Source organism: Paenisporosarcina sp. FSL H8-0542 (genome assembly GCF_038632915.1).
Taxonomy (GTDB): domain Bacteria; phylum Bacillota; class Bacilli; order Bacillales_A; family Planococcaceae; genus Paenisporosarcina.
This window is the reverse complement of record NZ_CP152050.1, coordinates 2,401,048-2,418,103: the sequence shown is the minus strand read 5'-3', so window position 1 is coordinate 2,418,103 and position 17,056 is coordinate 2,401,048. Positions and strand designations below refer to the sequence as shown.

At 38.7% G+C, this 17,056-nt stretch carries 15 protein-coding genes; 14 read left to right on the top strand and 1 reads right to left on the bottom strand.

Annotated elements, in window-relative coordinates; all coding sequences use genetic code 11:
* Positions 1-65: 65 nt before the first annotated feature.
* Both MHH33_RS12445 and MHH33_RS12440 read left to right on the top strand, forming a co-directional pair.
* Positions 66-938 carry an NAD(P)-dependent oxidoreductase gene (locus MHH33_RS12445; RefSeq protein WP_016427869.1) on the top strand — a complete coding sequence of 291 codons (873 nt, stop codon included), beginning with the start codon at positions 66-68 and terminating at the stop codon, positions 936-938.
* Between the two features lie 25 nt (positions 939-963).
* Positions 964-2,280 carry an MFS transporter gene (locus MHH33_RS12440; protein WP_147640290.1) on the top strand — a complete coding sequence of 439 codons (1,317 nt, stop codon included), beginning with the start codon at positions 964-966 and terminating at the stop codon, positions 2,278-2,280.
* A gap of 61 nt (positions 2,281-2,341) precedes the next feature.
* Here MHH33_RS12440 and MHH33_RS12435 read toward each other — a convergent pair whose 3' ends face one another.
* Positions 2,342-2,809 (bottom strand): YkyB family protein, encoded by a 468-nt coding sequence (locus tag MHH33_RS12435; RefSeq protein WP_016427867.1) that lies wholly within the window; start codon positions 2,807-2,809, stop codon positions 2,342-2,344.
* Positions 2,810-2,955: 146 nt separating this feature from the next.
* Here MHH33_RS12435 and MHH33_RS12430 point away from each other — a divergent pair, with 146 nt between their 5' ends.
* The 12 genes from MHH33_RS12430 (at position 2,956) to MHH33_RS12375 (ending at position 17,056) form a co-directional block, all read left to right on the top strand.
* Positions 2,956-4,506 carry a Ppx/GppA family phosphatase gene (locus MHH33_RS12430; protein WP_016427866.1) on the top strand — a complete coding sequence of 517 codons (1,551 nt, stop codon included), beginning with the start codon at positions 2,956-2,958 and terminating at the stop codon, positions 4,504-4,506.
* The gene (locus MHH33_RS12425) at positions 4,499-6,604 is read left to right on the top strand and encodes an RNA degradosome polyphosphate kinase (RefSeq protein ID WP_342541881.1); all 2,106 of its coding nucleotides are present in this window, start codon (positions 4,499-4,501) and stop codon (positions 6,602-6,604) included. Before MHH33_RS12430 ends, MHH33_RS12425 begins: the two co-directional genes overlap by 8 nt.
* Positions 6,605-6,696: 92 nt before the next feature.
* Entirely contained in the window at positions 6,697-7,467 is a 771-nt protein-coding gene (fadH, locus tag MHH33_RS12420; protein WP_342541880.1) for a 2,4-dienoyl-CoA reductase, read from the top strand.
* A gap of 59 nt (positions 7,468-7,526) precedes the next feature.
* Positions 7,527-7,766 carry a hypothetical protein gene (locus MHH33_RS12415; RefSeq protein ID WP_016427863.1) on the top strand — a complete coding sequence of 80 codons (240 nt, stop codon included), beginning with the start codon at positions 7,527-7,529 and terminating at the stop codon, positions 7,764-7,766.
* A gap of 118 nt (positions 7,767-7,884) precedes the next feature.
* Entirely contained in the window at positions 7,885-8,328 is a 444-nt protein-coding gene (cbpB, locus tag MHH33_RS12410; RefSeq protein ID WP_016427862.1) for a cyclic-di-AMP-binding protein CbpB, read from the top strand.
* A 114-nt stretch (positions 8,329-8,442) separates the two neighbouring features.
* Positions 8,443-9,333: a LysR family transcriptional regulator gene (locus MHH33_RS12405; protein WP_342541879.1), complete on the top strand. Its 891-nt coding sequence runs from the start codon at positions 8,443-8,445 to the stop codon at positions 9,331-9,333.
* Positions 9,334-9,402: 69 nt separating this feature from the next.
* A complete protein-coding gene (dapD, locus tag MHH33_RS12400) occupies positions 9,403-10,116 on the top strand; it encodes a 2,3,4,5-tetrahydropyridine-2,6-dicarboxylate N-acetyltransferase (RefSeq protein WP_016427860.1) in 714 nt (237 codons plus the stop codon).
* 9 nt (positions 10,117-10,125) lie between these two features.
* Positions 10,126-11,262 (top strand): N-acetyldiaminopimelate deacetylase, encoded by a 1,137-nt coding sequence (locus tag MHH33_RS12395; RefSeq protein WP_342543772.1) that lies wholly within the window; start codon positions 10,126-10,128, stop codon positions 11,260-11,262.
* 143 nt (positions 11,263-11,405) lie between these two features.
* Positions 11,406-13,817, top strand: a complete 2,412-nt coding sequence (locus MHH33_RS12390) for a hypothetical protein (protein WP_016427858.1) — start codon at positions 11,406-11,408, stop codon at positions 13,815-13,817.
* Positions 13,814-14,749: an ABC transporter ATP-binding protein gene (locus tag MHH33_RS12385; RefSeq protein WP_016427857.1), complete on the top strand. Its 936-nt coding sequence runs from the start codon at positions 13,814-13,816 to the stop codon at positions 14,747-14,749. Before MHH33_RS12390 ends, MHH33_RS12385 begins: the two co-directional genes overlap by 4 nt.
* The gene (locus MHH33_RS12380) at positions 14,746-15,591 is read left to right on the top strand and encodes an ABC transporter permease (RefSeq protein ID WP_016427856.1); all 846 of its coding nucleotides are present in this window, start codon (positions 14,746-14,748) and stop codon (positions 15,589-15,591) included. The genes MHH33_RS12385 and MHH33_RS12380 overlap by 4 nt, the downstream gene beginning before the upstream one ends.
* Positions 15,592-15,604: 13 nt before the next feature.
* Positions 15,605-17,056, top strand: a complete 1,452-nt coding sequence (locus tag MHH33_RS12375; protein ID WP_342541878.1) for a hypothetical protein — start codon at positions 15,605-15,607, stop codon at positions 17,054-17,056.

The following is a 17,056-nucleotide window of genomic DNA, read 5'->3' as shown; positions in this document are numbered from 1 at the left end:
AATCAAGGAACTTTGATAAACTTATAGTCAATTACAGAAATTTTCCAACTTGGAGGTTACATATAATGATTGAAAAAGCACATATCGGTTTTGTAGGCACAGGAGTAATGGGTAAAAGTATTGTTAAACATCTACTGACAGGTGGCCATCAAGTCACTATTTATACACGTACGAAAGAAAAAGCGGAAGATTTACTTGATTTGGGTGCAAATTGGGCACAGTCTCCAGGTGAAGTTGCATCCAAAGTGGATATTATTTTCACTATGGTCGGTTATCCATCAGACGTAGCAGAAGTTTATAATAGCGCAACTGGAATCTTTGAAAACGGAAAAGACGGATTGGTTGTAGTCGATTTGACAACATCAACACCGACACTTGCGATTGACCTTTATAACAAGTCCCAGTCACTGGGCATGAGTTCACTTGATGCCCCGGTCTCAGGTGGGGATGTTGGTGCAAAATCAGGCAAGTTATCAATTATGGTAGGAGGCGAAAAAGAAGTTTTCGATAAGCTGTTTCCGATATTTGAGTTATTTGGTGAACATATCATTTATCAAGGGAAAGCGGGCGCTGGTCAGCATACAAAAATGGCTAATCAAATTGCCATTGCCTCTTCCATGATTGCAGCATGTGAAGCAATCACTTATGCCAAGGAAGCGAAGCTCGATCCAGAAATGGTCTTGCAGTCTATTACAAAAGGAGCAGCAGGTTCATGGTCTTTGACTAATCTTGCACCGCGCATGCTGAAAGATGATTTTGAAGCCGGGTTTTATATGAAACACTTTATCAAAGATATGGGCATTGCACTCGATGAATCGAAAAAAATGAACCTGAAGTTACCTGGTTTAGAAATGGCGTATGCCATGTATCAATCTTTAGCTGATCAAGGATTTGAAAATGAAGGAACACAGAGTTTAATAAAGGCTTACAAAAAATAGAATAGATTATAACGGGGTGCTGAGAGTGAGCCAACAACAAACGACTCCAAGGAGTCCGATAGCTCTTTATTTAACGTTACCGATTTTGTCCTGGGCTTTTTATGATTTTGCCAATACGATATTCTCGTCTAATATCAACACGGTATTCTTTCCTTTTTACACAGATGATGTAATTGGCACAAGTGTAGCTAGACAGCAAGTTGCCAGTACGTTTGTATCATATGCAAATGCTGTCGCCAGTTTTTTCTTGGTCATGTTTACACCTTTGTTTGGCGTATGGATTGACCGAACTGGATACAAAAAACGATTCATCGTCTGGTTCGCTTCTATTTCAATCCTAGCAACTTTCATGATGGGGGTATTCGGGGGGCTTGAATCGAATTCATTAATGTGGGGCGTGCCAATGTCCTATGCATTGGTGGTCATAAGTTTCGTTATAGCTAAATTCTTTTTCAACTCCAGTCTTGTCTTTTATGATTCGATGATGAGTGATTTGGGGACTAAAGAAGAAATGCCATTAATTTCTGGATTTGGAGTGGCTGTCGGTTATATTGGAACGATTGTCGGATTACTTGTGTATCTTCTTGTCAGTGATGGTGAGTTTCATAAAGCATTCATTCCAACCGCTATTTTATATTTACTATTCAGTCTGCCATTATTTTTCATAAACAAGGATATACCGATTCCTAAAAATCAAAGAGTCAAAGGTTCATTTTTTGATGGCTATAAAGTAATAATAAATACGTTCAAAGATATGAAATCCCATAAATCAGTTTTCACTTTTATGATTGCGTATTTCTTTATAAATGATGCCATCTCAACCACTATTGCCATGATGGCCATTTATGCAACTGTCATAGTCGGTTTTTCTTCTGGACAATTCATCATTTTATATCTTATTTCAACTATTTCCACTGTTATTGGGTCTTTTGTATTTGGATACATTACAAAGAGGATAGGAGCAAAAAATGGGGTGACAATTGTTGCTGTATTAATGATTGTATCCCTAATTGTTGCTGTTTTTGCAGTCGAGCAATGGATGTTCTGGATTGCAGGAAGTATGTTCGGAGTTTCACTTGGTTCCATGTGGGTAACGTCGCGTACACTCATAATTGAACTGACTCCAGAAGATAAGCGAGGCCAATTCTTTGGATTGTTTGCTTTTTCTGGGAAAGTGTCTTCTATTATTGGCCCTGCACTTTATGGGACCATTACGTATCAATTACAGGATTATGGAACAATTGCAAGTCGCATTGCCTTGTCTACTTTAATTGTGATGACGATTATTGGTTTAATCATTCATTTACGCTTAAAGCATGATTCAACCATTCCAGTGGATTAAAACACTGCTGAACAAAAAAAGCCGGTAACCATGAAAATGGTTCCGGCTTTTAAAAAATAATTTAATCTAAATAAGTGCTGCCAAAAGTATAAGAACGTTTCTTAACTGGTTGTTTTCGAGACAGTGGGGTGGAGGCATGTGTGGGTTTTTTCTTTATTATCGTTTGATGCAAGCCTGTGTAATCACTTAACAGCTGTTTGGCAAGATTCAAACTCATTCGTCTTTGTGGATTACGATAGTTCTCATCAAGATGTCCCAAATGTGGAAGACTTTGAAAATCCTCTTTTTTGGGTAATAAATGAAAGTAGTAATCAGCACATTGAACTAAGACAGAAGATTGTTGTTGACTAAAACGAGGGTTTTTCACAAAGTGTAATCCCAATTTTTTAGCACGTCCGGTTTCAATCATCTTTTCAATGGTCAATCTTTTTAATTCATATAGAAATTTATTATCAGTAGCAGTTTTTGCATGACGATTAACTGAATAAATAGCAGAAGCCAGTTGTCCATCTGTCCTATCTTGTTTCATGAAACCCCACCCTTCACATCTTGAAAAATTGAGAATATTAGCCAGAATCAAGAAAAATTCAGAGCATTCAATTAACTACTATCATACCAATTCATTCCCAATCTGTATAGTTGAAAACAAAAAATTAAGGGAAAGGTGATAAAATTATGGAAAAAAAGAAAACAGCCATTTTAGATATCGGGTCAAATACAATTCGTTTAGTGATATATTCCTATGATGATGTCAGAGGACTTCGGGAATTTGAAAATATAAAAACAGTTGCACGCTTACGCACTTATATTCTACCAGATGGGTCAATGTCTGAAGATGGGATTTTGCTTCTTCAGGAAGTATTAAGATCTTTTAAACAAATGCTTAAAGACTATGATGTCGAAGATGTTCTTGCGACAGCTACTGCGGCTATTCGGCAAGCCACCAATCAACAACAGATTGTTGAACGCATGAAGAAAGAAACCGGATTTGATCTCGATGTCTTAAGTGAAGAAGATGAGGCATATTTTGGTTTTTTAGCTGTTGTTCATTCTGTATCGACTGAGTCTGCCGTAACGATTGATATCGGAGGTGGAAGCACCGAGATTACGTACTTTGTAGATAAAAAATTGCAAAAGACACATAGTTTTCCTTTTGGGGTTGTTTCCTTGCAGCAACAATTCATGAAAGATGAGAAGTTGACGCCCGTCGAAAGAGAACAGCTAGCTTTGTTTGCAGAAGCCCAATTCCGATCTCTTTCTTGGCTAAATGGGCTGAGTTTACCAGTTATCGCAATCGGGGGAAGTGCACGAAATATCGCACAAATCGATCAACAACGGAAGGAATATCCGATTTCCAATGTTCATCAATATCAAATGAAAGTGCATGATTTATACACTTTAAGTGATACATTAGGTGACTTATCGTTTAATGAACTAAACAAAATAGATGGGTTGTCGAGTGACAGGGCAGATATTATATTACCGGCACTTGAAGTGTTCAGAGCGTTAATGAAAGTTGTCCATTCCGAGGAGTTTGTGTTCAGTCGCAAAGGTCTGAGGGAAGGGATTATGTTAAATCGGGTGCTGCAAATACATCCGGATGCTCTGAACAAGTACGATGTTTTTACCCATAGCAGCGAGGCACTAGCAGCAGAATTCGAAATGAATCGACATGAGGCAGAGCACCTTCAATTTTTGGCAGAACAAATTTATGAAGCTTGCGTGAGTCACCAAATGATTGAACGATCGCAGGAAAGTTTAAAGTTATTGAGAAGAGCGGCTGCGTTATTTTATTTAGGTGAATACATTGACGCAGATGCAGCAAGTCAACATACCTTCTATATATTATCGAATCGTTCGATTGATGGTTTGGATCACTTAGATCGAATTAAATTGGCCTTAGTAGCATCCTATAAAAATAAAGAAACGCTCAAGCGTTATGCGGTTCCATTTGAAAAATGGCTGACAAAAGATGAACTAAAACACTTAAGGGATTTGGGGGCAATATTAAAATTTGCTTATGGTTTGAATGGTTCAAAACGTTCGGTGGTAGACAAAGTTTTGATGGAGTCTTCCAGCAAAGGACTGATTATGAGAATTCATGTCAATGGGAATGCAATGGCGGAAGAATATCAGGCAAGGAAACAGAAGAAGCATCTTGAACGATTATGTAAATGCAACGTCGATCTGGAATTTGTAGAAAAGGATGGTCATATTCATGGCTGAACAACATCCAAAGGTAGACATTGATCAACCGGATTACTATAACAATCGTGAACTAAGCTGGCTTGCTTTCAATGATCGGGTTTTACAAGAAGCGGCGGATGAACATAATCCTTTAGCAGAACGATTGAAGTTTTTAGCGATTTTCAGTTCGAATTTGGACGAATTTTTTATGGTACGTATCGCAGGTCTTCAAGATCAAGTGAGGGCGGGTTTTCAAAAACCTGAAAACAAAGCAGGTTTGACTCCTAAAGAGCAACTAAAGGAAATTACCAAGAAAACGCATTCCCTTGTAAAAAAACAGTCTGATCTTTATCAGCAATTAATTAGTATTCATTTAAAAAAAGAAAATGTGGAAGTTTTATCGATTGCAGAGTTATCTATAACTCAAAAAATCTTCGCTCAACATTTTTTTGAAGAACATGTTTTTCCGGTACTCACGCCTATTGCAGTAGATGCATATCGTCCATTTCCAACCTTGTTGAGTAAAACCATGAATATTATTGTCATGCTGGAACAAAAAGGGGAAGAAGAAATTCATAAAAAAGTGGCAATCGTGCAGGTTCCATCTGTTCTAGCCAGGATGATAAAAATCCCTTCAAAGGATAAAAGTGATTCATACATTTACTTGGAAGATTTGATTATCAATCAAATCGATACATTGTTTTATGGATATAAATTGAAAGCAGTCAATACATTTCGTATGACCCGAAATGCAGATTTAACAATTCATGAAGAAGGCGCGCGAGATCTATTAGTGGAAATAGAAAAAGAATTAAAGAAAAGGAAATGGGGAGCCGCAAGCCGTCTGGAAGTTCGGTCAAATGAAATCAACACTGATATTTTAGCGTATTTATTAGATGAACTAGAGATTCATAAAGACGATGTTTATGACATTGATTGCCCAATCGATTTAACCTTTCTTTTTTCGTTCATTAAAGAAATTAGAGAGGGTCGTGAACATCTGGAATTTGAAAACTTTATTCCTCAACCGCCATACGATCTGGAATCTGAGGAAGACCTATTTGAAAAAGCATTACACCAGGACTTATTTTTCCATCATCCTTATGAATCATTTGCCCCCATTTTAGATTTTGTTTCTGAGGCAGCGGAAGATCCCAATGTCCTTGCGATTAAACAGACGTTATATAGGGTCAGTGGTAATTCCCCTATGATAAATGCCCTGAAACGTGCAGCAGAAAATGGCAAACAAGTAACGGTATTAGTTGAATTAAAAGCCAGATTTGATGAGGAAAACAATGTACATTGGGCCAAAGAGCTGGAGCAGGCAGGTTGCCTCGTCATTTATGGAATGCATAATTTAAAGACCCATTCCAAAATTACATTGATTGTACGTAGCCGAAACGGACGGATTGAAAGATTTGTCCATTTAGGTACCGGAAACTACAATGATCAAACGGCAAAAATTTATACGGATATGGGAATTATTACAACGGAAAAGAAATTTGGTATTGATGCGACTAATTTCTTTAATTTTTTAAGTGGCTACACAGAAAAACCGAAATTTCATCATTTGATTGTGGCTCCATATGATATTCGCGATGAGTTTATCAAGCTGATTGAACAGGAAATTGAATTCCATAAAAAAAACGGGAATGGTTATATCCGTGCAAAAATGAATTCATTGACTGACAAAGAACTGATTATGAAAATGTATGATGCTTCTATTTCAGGGGTGAAAATTGATTTAATCGTACGTGGTATCTGTTGTTTACGTCCGCAGATTAAGGGAATCAGTGAAAATATCCGAGTCATTAGTATTGTGGGAAGATTTCTGGAGCATTCGAGAATTTATTGGTTTCATCATAATGGTGAAAATCATGTTTATCTATCTTCTGCGGATATGATGACCAGAAACATGATCAAACGGGTCGAGATTCTTTTTCCTGTTTATGAAGAGACAATAAAAAAACGGATTATGAACCTTATTTTATTTCAAATGGATGATACAGCGAAGGCCCGTGAGCAAGATCAATATGGTGAGTATCATCACCGATTGCCGAAAAATGATGAACCTGTCTGGAACAGTCAGGAAGAGCTCTTAAAGTTAGCTTATCGGGTCCCGGACGATAAAGAATGAAGAATATATAATAAAACATATATACTTTTCTACGATAGTAATGGCATAATTGGGATTAAGAAAGAATATTCAGAATAAAAGGGGTGTCTAGTATGTTATTGAAAGATCAAACCATAATTATTACGGGTGGTTCTAGTGGTATGGGTTTCTATATGGCTAAACGTTTCGTAGAAGAAGGTGCAAACGTTGTCATTACTGGACGCGATATGGAGCGTCTGGAAACAGCTCAAAAAGCTATTTCACATGATTCCAAGAGAGTAGGTATTTTTCAAATGGACGTGCGCGAACCAGAACATGTGAAGGCAATGGTTCAGTACACTGACGAGAGATTTGGGAAAATAGATGGACTGGTTAATAATGCTGCGGGCAATTTTATCGTTCATGCGGAAAAGCTTTCACCGAACGGCTGGAAATCCGTAATCGATATAGTCTTGAACGGAACATTTTATTGTTCGCAAGCAGTTGGTAACTATTGGATTGAGAAAGAGCAAAAAGGAGCCATTCTAAATATGCTGGCAACATATGCGTGGAATGCCGGTGCTGGTGTTGCTCATTCTGCAGCAGCTAAAGCGGGAGTCATGTCATTGACACGTACATTAGCTGTCGAATGGGGTACACAATATGGAATTCGGGTAAATGGTATCGCACCTGGTCCAATAGAACGTACTGGTGGTGCTGAAAAACTTTGGGAATCCGAAGAAGCTGCAGCACGTACGCTCAAATCTGTTCCACTTGGTCGACTCGGACGTCCAGAAGAAATTGCAGATCTTGCATCATTTATGCTTTCCGATAAAGCTTCATATATGAATGGAGAAATCATTACGCTTGATGGCGGTCAATGGTTAAATAAGTTTCCATTTTAAGCTTAAAATCCATGATTTGACCCATACTAACTTTACTTCAATGAAAGGGTAGGATGAGTATGGATATATGGACTTGGCCTTTGCTATTCGTTATCGTCATCATAAGTTTGATTGGTTTGTACGGGACGTGGCGCGTTATGACACTTGAAAGTAGACGGCAGCAAGTGAATGATACGCCAATTGCACAATCAGTAAAAGATAATCCCATTTCGTTTAATCCAATTTTCTGGGTATTTGTAGCTGCAGGCGCTTTTGTCTTCGTTATTATCATGTATTACGTAATGGCTTCTTCCGCTTAATCAGGGAAGAAGTTTTATTATGGATAAAACGTTTACATCTATGTTCATTCCCAGAATATGATATGATAAAAGAGTAGTATGCTGTTCGCAAGTAGAGCAGATAAAGGAGTAGAAGTGTATGATTTCGGTTACAAGCAGAGATTTTTTGGATATGCAAATCGAAGAATTCATCATCTCATCAGAAAAAGTAGCACATGTGCAAGTTGGAAATAGTGCAGAACATGCCCTATTAGTATTAACAAAAACAGGTTATTCATCCGTACCGGTTTTAGATTTCAAGTACCGTTTAAAAGGATTAGTCAGTACACAAATGATTACAGATTCCATTTTAGGACTTGATCACATCGAGTACGAACGTCTACCGGATATAAAAGTGGATGAAGTAATGCAATCACCTGTTCCAACCATTCATATTAATGAAAAATTCAAAAAAGGACTTGATCTTTTGATTAATCATCCTTTCTTATGTGTAGTGGATGATGAAGAAACTTTTTTAGGTATTTTAACTCGACGAGTTGTATTGAAGCAATTGAAAAAACATATCTATCAAAATAATCAGTAATATGCAAAAATAAGAGAAGATCTCCATGGGAGGTCTTCTTTTTTCGTTTGTACAAAATTTTTACGTTAATATATCTATTGGATGAAAGCAGTTTTGAATAAAGGAGAGAAGCGCGTGACGACAAATGAATCACAAATCATCAAAATTCTGGCCGAAGAACGCAATATGAGAAAAGCTGCGGAACGACTTTTCCTATCTCAACCAGCATTATCCCAACGCCTTCAATCCATTGAAAAAGAGTGGGGGGCTCAACTTTTTCTTCGTTCCCAAAAAGGCTTGACTGCGACACCAGCTGGCGAGATTGTCATCCAATTTGCTATTGATACGATTGCCAAACAAGAAGAAATATTTGAACTCATACAGTCGATGACATCAAAAGTACACGGCACTTTAAAAATTGCTTGTGCTTCAATTGTCGGACAGAACTGGTTGCCGATAGTCTTGAAAGATTTTGTCACGAAATATCCTGAAGCAAAAATATCCCTTATCACAGGATGGAGTTCAGAAATCGTAAAATCTCTATACGATGGAGAGGCTCACATCGGCATCGTCAGAGGACATACGGAATGGAAAGGTACGAAAATTCATCTTTTCCGCGACACTTTGTATCTGGTTGATCAAGAGCTAAAGGAAGTAGAAGATGTTTTGTCAACAGACCGACCTTTTATTCAGTTCAAAAGTGATTCCAATTACTATCAAGAAATTCAGGCGTGGTGGCAACGCCATTTCTCTTCGAGTCCTAGGCGCCAGATTACGGTGGATCAGATAGAAACATGTAAACAAATGGCATTGAATGGAATTGGCTATGCTATCCTGCCATCAATTACGTTAAGTGGATTGGAAAAAGTAAATAAAATTGCCTTAACGAATCAAGCAGAAGAATTTGAATTGACTCGTGATACTTGGTTAATTGGTTATGAATCAGCTTTTGAATTGAGACAAGTAGAAGCATTTGTGAGTGTTGTGGAAGAACATGCAAAAAGATTGCATGATTATTCAAATTAAATAGATGTAATATTTTCAGATTTCCTGTACAATTAGTCCATATTTAAGATTGAAAGGAGTTCAACAAGAATGAAGCAGATGGATGCATATGAAATTATTTCTTATATTCAACACGCTAAAAAATCAACGCCGGTAAAGGCTTATGTAAATGGTGAGAACTTACAGAATCTTTCTTTCGGAGAAAACACAAAAATATTTGGCGAAGGCAATTCACTTGTACTTTTCGGAGAATGGTCTGAAATTGAAGCTGCCTTGGCTATGCATAAAGAACAAATTTCAGATGTGGTCGTTGAAAATGATCGACGTAATTCAGCAATTCCATTAGTGGATCTAAAGGGGATCAATTCCCGTATTGAACCTGGCGCGTTTATTCGCGATCAAGTGGATATCGGCAATAACTGTATCATTATGATGGGGGCAGTTATTAATATTGGAGCGGTAATTGGTGATGGTTCTATGATTGATATGGGTGCCATTCTTGGGGGGCGTGCAACTGTCGGCAAAAACTGTCACATTGGGGCAGGAGCTGTGCTGGCAGGCGTCATTGAGCCACCTTCAGCAATGCCAGTAATTGTGGAAGACGATGTACTTGTTGGAGCAAACGCAGTTGTACTAGAAGGCGTGAAAATTGGAAAAGGTGCAGTTGTTGCAGCAGGAGCCATTGTTACAAAAGATGTTCCTCCATATACAGTAGTTGCGGGAACGCCAGCGAAAGTAATCAAAGAAATCGATGATAAAACAAAATCAAAAACAGAAATCATGCACGAACTTCGCCAATTGTAGGAAGCGATGATGAAAACTCTTCAACAAATACGACGTGATTTACATCAAATTCCTGAAATCGGTTTTCAAGAATATAAAACACAAGCCTATTTATTAGAGGAAATTCAATTGCTGAATCAAGAACGGTTAACTGTCGTGAAGTGGAAAACAGGGATTGTTGTCCATGTTAAAGGGATTGATCCCAAAAAGACAATAGGTTGGAGAACTGATATAGATGGACTCCCAATCAATGAACAAACGGGGTTTTCCTATCAATCAACTCATACGGGTTATATGCATGCATGTGGTCATGATATCCATATGACGGTCGCGCTTGGGCTGTTAAGACAGCTTAATCAAACGCCTATAAATGATGATATGGTATTCCTATTCCAGCCAGCAGAAGAAGGTCCTGGTGGAGCACTGCCAATGCGGGAATGGTTAAAAGAGAAACATCCAGAATTTCTACCTGATGTGATCTTAGCTTTTCATATTGCCCCGGAGTATCCTGTCGGCACGATTGCGACTCGTCCAGGTCTACTGTTTGCGAATACATCAGAGTTATTCATTGATTTACATGGTGTCGAAGGACATGCGGCGTATCCACATCGTACGAAAGACATGACGATTGCCGCAGCCAGTCTATTGCTCCAACTGCAGACGATTGTCAGTCGAGCAATCAATCCGTTGGAATCTGCAGTGGTGACAATTGGGAAAATGACATCCGGTACTGTTCAAAACATCATTTCGGGTCATGCACGTTTAGAAGGTACAATCCGTACGATGGATGCAGTAACGATGCAAACAGTTAAAGAACGAATTGAAGCACTTTGTAAATCGACTGAAATTGCTTTTGATTGTAAAGTGCATATTGATTATGGCTCATCTTACTATCAAGTATTTAATTCAGAAGAAATTACCCAAAACTTTTTATCATTTGCCAATCATGATGATACAACAAATGCAATCCATTGTGACCCAGCCATGACTGGTGAAGACTTCGGCTATTTCCTTCAAGAAATTCCTGGCTTCCTATTTTGGGCTGGCGTTGATTCATCGTATGGTCTGCACAATGCCAAGTTGAATCCTAATGAAACAGTAGTGGATTATCTCGTTCCATTTACAGAATCTTATATACGTACGCTTTCGAATCATGATAACGATTAGTTATCATGATTTTTTTAAGTCTCAAATCATGAGGATAACCATTTTATGGTCATTTGTTGATAAAAATGTATTTTTCTAGTTTTTTAAGGAACTTATAGATAGACAATTCGTACTAATCAATATAGAGATAAGGGGGAAAGAAAATGAAGCAAACTATTCGGTGGTGTTTTGCATTAAGCATATTATTTTTGCTTAGTCTTATGCCGATTACAGAAGCATACGCAGCACCGCAACTGGAAGTAAAAGCTACTGCAGGCTTTCAAAATAAAATCAAATATGGAGAAGGATTGCCTCTGACTGTCACCGTAGTTAATTCAGGAGATGAATTTTCAGGTGATTTGGTGATTGATTATTCCGAATCCTACGGAATAGGTTCAGCCAAAGCTATTCCATTTACGATTGGTAAAGGTGAAACCAAGACACTAAATCTGGCTTTACCAGGATTATCAGAAGATATGGCCTATAACTCTGACTATCAAATGTTTTATTTTTACGATGGTGACTGGGAGAACGGAAAGGAAATTCCATATAAAGGGAATAAAAGTATCCGTCCCAATTCTTTTGGTCAAGACACAACTTTCTTCCTTACGTTAACTGAGAGCGCAGACCGTTTGCGTGCCTTATCCACTGTAAAAATGGTGGGTATGGGAGGCTCACAAATTATCCACTTAGGACAGATGAAAGATTTCCAATTCCCGACGGACAATGCTGCGTATGACCTTGCCAATTATTTAGTGATTGATGAGTACGTATTGGGAGATTTGGAACAGGAACAGCAACAAGCGATTCTTGACTGGGTTCAAACTGGAGGGGTTGTTCTTGTTGGGGCATCAGATAATACAAGTGCTGAACTTGGTTTATTATCTGAAAAGCTGCCACTAACTTTGACCGATGAACGAAAAACACTAAAAGCAGAAAAATTAACTGTATTCGCCAATAATAAGGAGTTTACAGAAGACATAGCAATTTTTGGAGCAAAAGCAAATGAGGGATCTCGTGTCGTTATGAAGTCTGATAACGAACCAATCGCTGCTATAAATTCCATCGGAAAAGGTGCAATCATTCAGACGGCTTTTTCACTTGGTGATGAACCTCTTTCCAAACAAGCCAATTACTCATTCCTATTGACAGAGCTAATCAAAAAAGCCAATGTTAATCAAATTTATCAAAATTATGGTGGTCAAAATATAAAAGAACAAATGACAAACGAAGTGGGACAGATGAACGAACTGTTTCCTTCATTCCAAGTATCTACGCCCTTAATGATTACCATTGTCATCATTTACATTATTCTGGTCGGACCATTATTGTATTTCCTATTAAAAAGAAAAGATAAGCGGGAACACGCATGGTGGATTATCCCGGCAATCTCCATTTTGGCTTCTTTAGCCATTTTTGCTTACGGTGCTAAAGATCGCCTTGTGCGTCCTCAAATTCAACAATCAAGTTTTTATGAAGTTCAAGCCGATGGCAGTCTCTCTGGATATTACGTCGAGTCCCTGCTTTCCAATCGCAGTGGAAACTTCACTTTTGAGGCTGAAAACGGAACGACCATGGTTGCTTCAAAACGAATGAATCCATTCGCAGATAACTCCGGCAATGTGCAAGCAATGTCGATTTTAAATGAACAGGCAGATAAGGATCAATTGACCGTACGAGATGTTGGGTATTGGTCCGTTTCATCCGTCCTTGGAGAATCCAATATACAAGAAGTGGGCCAATTTGCTATTGATTTGACGGTTGAGGGTGGAAATGTTCGGGGAACTGTGAAAAATGAATTCCCATTTGCTCTGAAGGATGTTGCCATTTGGTCAGGAACAAAAATGATTAACCTCGGAGATTTAGAATCAAATGAGTCCATTGAGGTGAATGAACCAGTAGGATCGGCATTATTGGTACCAATTGCTATGAGCAACGGTTCACAACAATACATGGGATTTGGTTCAGCAATGAAAGCGGCTGACCTACCTAAAGAACGTAAAAATAGTTTGATTCGCATGTCGCAAATGACAGGTGAACAAAAAACACAACCTGCAATAGTTGCACATACAGAAGATGCAATTGTACCTGTATCCTTGAAGGATGCGCGTGCAGAAATGTCAGCAATCAATATGATTTACCAGACATTCTCACCAAAAACCATCTTTTCTGGTGAATTTACTTTACCGTCTTCAGCTTTCGATATTGCTGTGAACACAGAAGAAACGTCCGGTTATTATAATCAAATGAGTGAAAGTAAGTTCGAATGGTTTATGTCAAATGGTTCGTATTCATATGAATGGACGATTCCAAGTAACGTTCCGGTGAAAGACGTAAAATGGAAAGAACTTCAATTGGCAAATACTGACACTTCTTCGATTTCAGTGGAAATTTATAATGTAGCTACAAAGGCATTTGAAGAAGTTACAAGCGGACGATTTTCTATCAAAGAAAATATAGACCAATATATTTCAGCTGATGGGAAAATTAAGTTCAAAGTGAATAAACAAGCTTCAAACGGTGACGATTATACTCGTTTGCCAGAATTACGCTTAAAAGGGGAGGTCCAAAAATGATTGAAATTAAAGGGCTTACCAAAAAATACGGCTCATTTTATGCATTGAACGACTTAAATTTAACTTTAAGTGAAGGTACTGTATTTGGATTTGTTGGAGCCAATGGGGCAGGGAAATCCACCACATTTTCTATATTAGCTACACTTCTGCAACCGACTGCCGGGGATGCATTTATTAATGGGAAGAGTGTGAAAACTGAACCGCATGAAGTTCGAAAGCAGATTGGTTATATGCCAGACTTTTTCGGTGTATATGACCAATTAAAAGCAGACGAGTATCTTGATTTTTATGGAGCAAGTTACGGAATTCCTGAAACTGAGAGAGCGCAGCTTATTCCTCAGTTATTGGAACTTGTGAATTTGTCACATAAACGATATGAATACGTTGATTTGCTTTCACGGGGAATGAAGCAACGTTTATGTCTGGCACGGGCATTAATTCATGATCCGAAAGTATTGATTTTGGATGAACCTGCCTCTGGATTGGATCCAAGGGCGCGTGTTGAAATGCGCGATATCTTAAGGCAACTGAAAGGAATGGGGAAGACTATCCTTATTTCTTCACATATCTTGCCTGAGCTTGCTGAAATGTGTGATGAAATCGGTGTGATTGATGGAGGCAAACTGATTGCTCATGGCTCCGTCTCCGATATTCAGGCTCAATTAAAAGGAGAACGTCTCATTACGGTAAAACTTAAAGGGTTACCTGATCGTGCAACAAAGTTCTTTGAAGAAGATCCATTTGTTACAGGAATTGAACAACTGCCTGAGGAACACACAATTACGTTTAAATATCGCGGGTCAGAAGATGATCAGATGCGCTTACTGAAGCATGCAATAGAAGAGAATTTGTCTATTTTGTCATTTGCTGAGCAAGAAACAGATTTAGAGGATGTCTTTATGGAAATAACGAAAGGAGTGGAGACAGTATGAGACTCAATGTGAATAATCCGGTTCTCGTTAAAGAAGTGAAGCTCCGCTTCCGATCGCTGAAAAGTTTCACTGGTATTTTGTTTTATTTGATTGCCATGAGTATTTTTGTATTTGGTTTCATCTTTTTGACGACAGCTTTTACTGGTACCGGCTTTTTCAGACCAGAAGAGAGTTTCTTCCTGTTTGGCTTACTGACATTCATCCAGTTAGGGTTGATCTTGTTTATTACACCGGGCTTAACGGCAGGAACCATTAGTACGGAACGTGAAAAACAAACGCTTAATATTTTGTTGACCACATCACAAAGTTCCCTACAGATCATTCTAGGTAAATTATCTTCATCCATCGCATTTTTGGTGTTGATGCTTATTGCAGGACTGCCAATTTATAGTTTGGTGTTCTTATTCGGTGGCATATCACCGGGGCAATTAGGTTTGATTTTCCTTTTCTTCTTTTTAACCATGATAACTGTAGGGAGCATTGGTGTTATGTTTTCAACCATCACCAAAAAGACAATTGTCTCCATGATTGCAACATATGGGACGATGATTTTCCTGGCAGGAGTTACAGCCTTTTTCTTCATGATTACTATACAAGTAAACATGTTGGGTTCGGGAGCTACCCCAAGTCCATCACCTTTTGCTCACTTCTGGGCGAGCATCAATCCAGGAATATTAATTTTCTCTTTGTTAAATCCCATGACGGAAGACTTTGTCAATGAAGCGACGAAAGTTGATTTCCCGGTTTGGGCAGGATACACCATTTTTTATGTCTTGTTAGCTGCACTTGCGATTACCGTCTCAATCAAGAAATTACGTGTCAATATGAAGAAACAAAAATGAGGAGATGCACACCATGAATAGCCGGGATCAACTATTAGCCTTTGTAAAAAAAGTTCATAGAAGATTGATAAGCGAACATTTATTTCGAGTTACACAAACTGCATTATGTTTTGGTCTCTTTGTTGTCGCGGTTGTGTTTCTAGCTTCTCGGTTATTTGTATTTCCTTATTACGTATCGTGGGCTATGGCGGCTGGAGGTATTTGCTTTGCTATTGCGTTGGCTTGGGGCGTTTATAGAAAGCCAACTTATTCGTCCTCACTCCTTCAGTTTGATCAATATTTTCCGGAGAATTTACTGATAACCGCATTACATTCCAACGAGAATGAATCCGGGTTACTGCAATCTCTTCGTGAAAAAACAGCAAATATGACAAAAACAGCTTTTGATTTATTCAAGCTGAGAAAAAAGGATTTATGGCGTATGAAGCCATTGATTGGCATTGGGATTGCGTCAATGGTATTGCTCTTCCTCATTGCCTTTCCATCTGCAACACAGCTTCAAGCGAAAGACGTTGAGCTTGAAAAAGAGTTAGTGAAACAAATCAAGAAAGAAGTAGCTAAAACAATAAAGAAAAAAACACCTGAATCTCTTAAAAAAGAACTTCAGAAATTAGAAAATGATTTAAAGAAAACAGAAACATCGGAAGAAGCGTTGCGTGAGTTAATTAAAAAGCAAAAAGAACTTCAGTTACGTGAGCAACAACTTACTGACAAACAACAGGCTGCCAAATTAAGTGAGGATCTGAAAGATGGACTGACGTCTGCCGAAAAAGAGGAATTGGCTGCACTGAAAAAAGCCACAAAAAATCTTGCTGAACAGGCAGGTAAGACACAAACTGCTTTAAGTAAATTAGGGAAACCGAGTGGAACTCCTGCTCAAACTGCTTCAGGGCAAACAAATCCATCAAATTCCAATTCAAGTAACGGCCAGACAGGTACCCAAGGAACTGGACAGGGTCAAACATCATCGGGTACTCAAGGCTCACCTGGTCAAAGTTCAAATCAAGGTCAAGGACAAGGACAAGGTCAGGGACAAGGTCAGGGACAAGGACAAGGCCAAGGCCAAGGCCAAGGACAAGGACAAGGACAAGGACAAGGGCAAGGACAAGGGCAAGGTCAGGGGCAAGGACAGGGTCAAGGACAAGGTCAAGGGACTGGGCAAGGTTCGGGTCAAGGTGGTTTGAAAGGCGGATCCGGATCGGGAAGTCGAAATTTATTGTCGGTTCCGTCAAGAATAGGTGGTTCGAGCCAGTCAACTGTCGATAGTGGGAAAATTGGAGAAGGTTCTTCAGCGGAAGAACAAGATAGTGCTGTTCCAGTAAAGAAAGGAACAGTCAAACCTTATGATGCGGTAGTTGGTTCATACAGAAATTCGTACTTAAAGAGTTCCGAAAGGCTTCAATTACCACCAGATTTACAACGAATTGTACAGGATTACTTTTCATCACTAGAAACAAGCGAATAA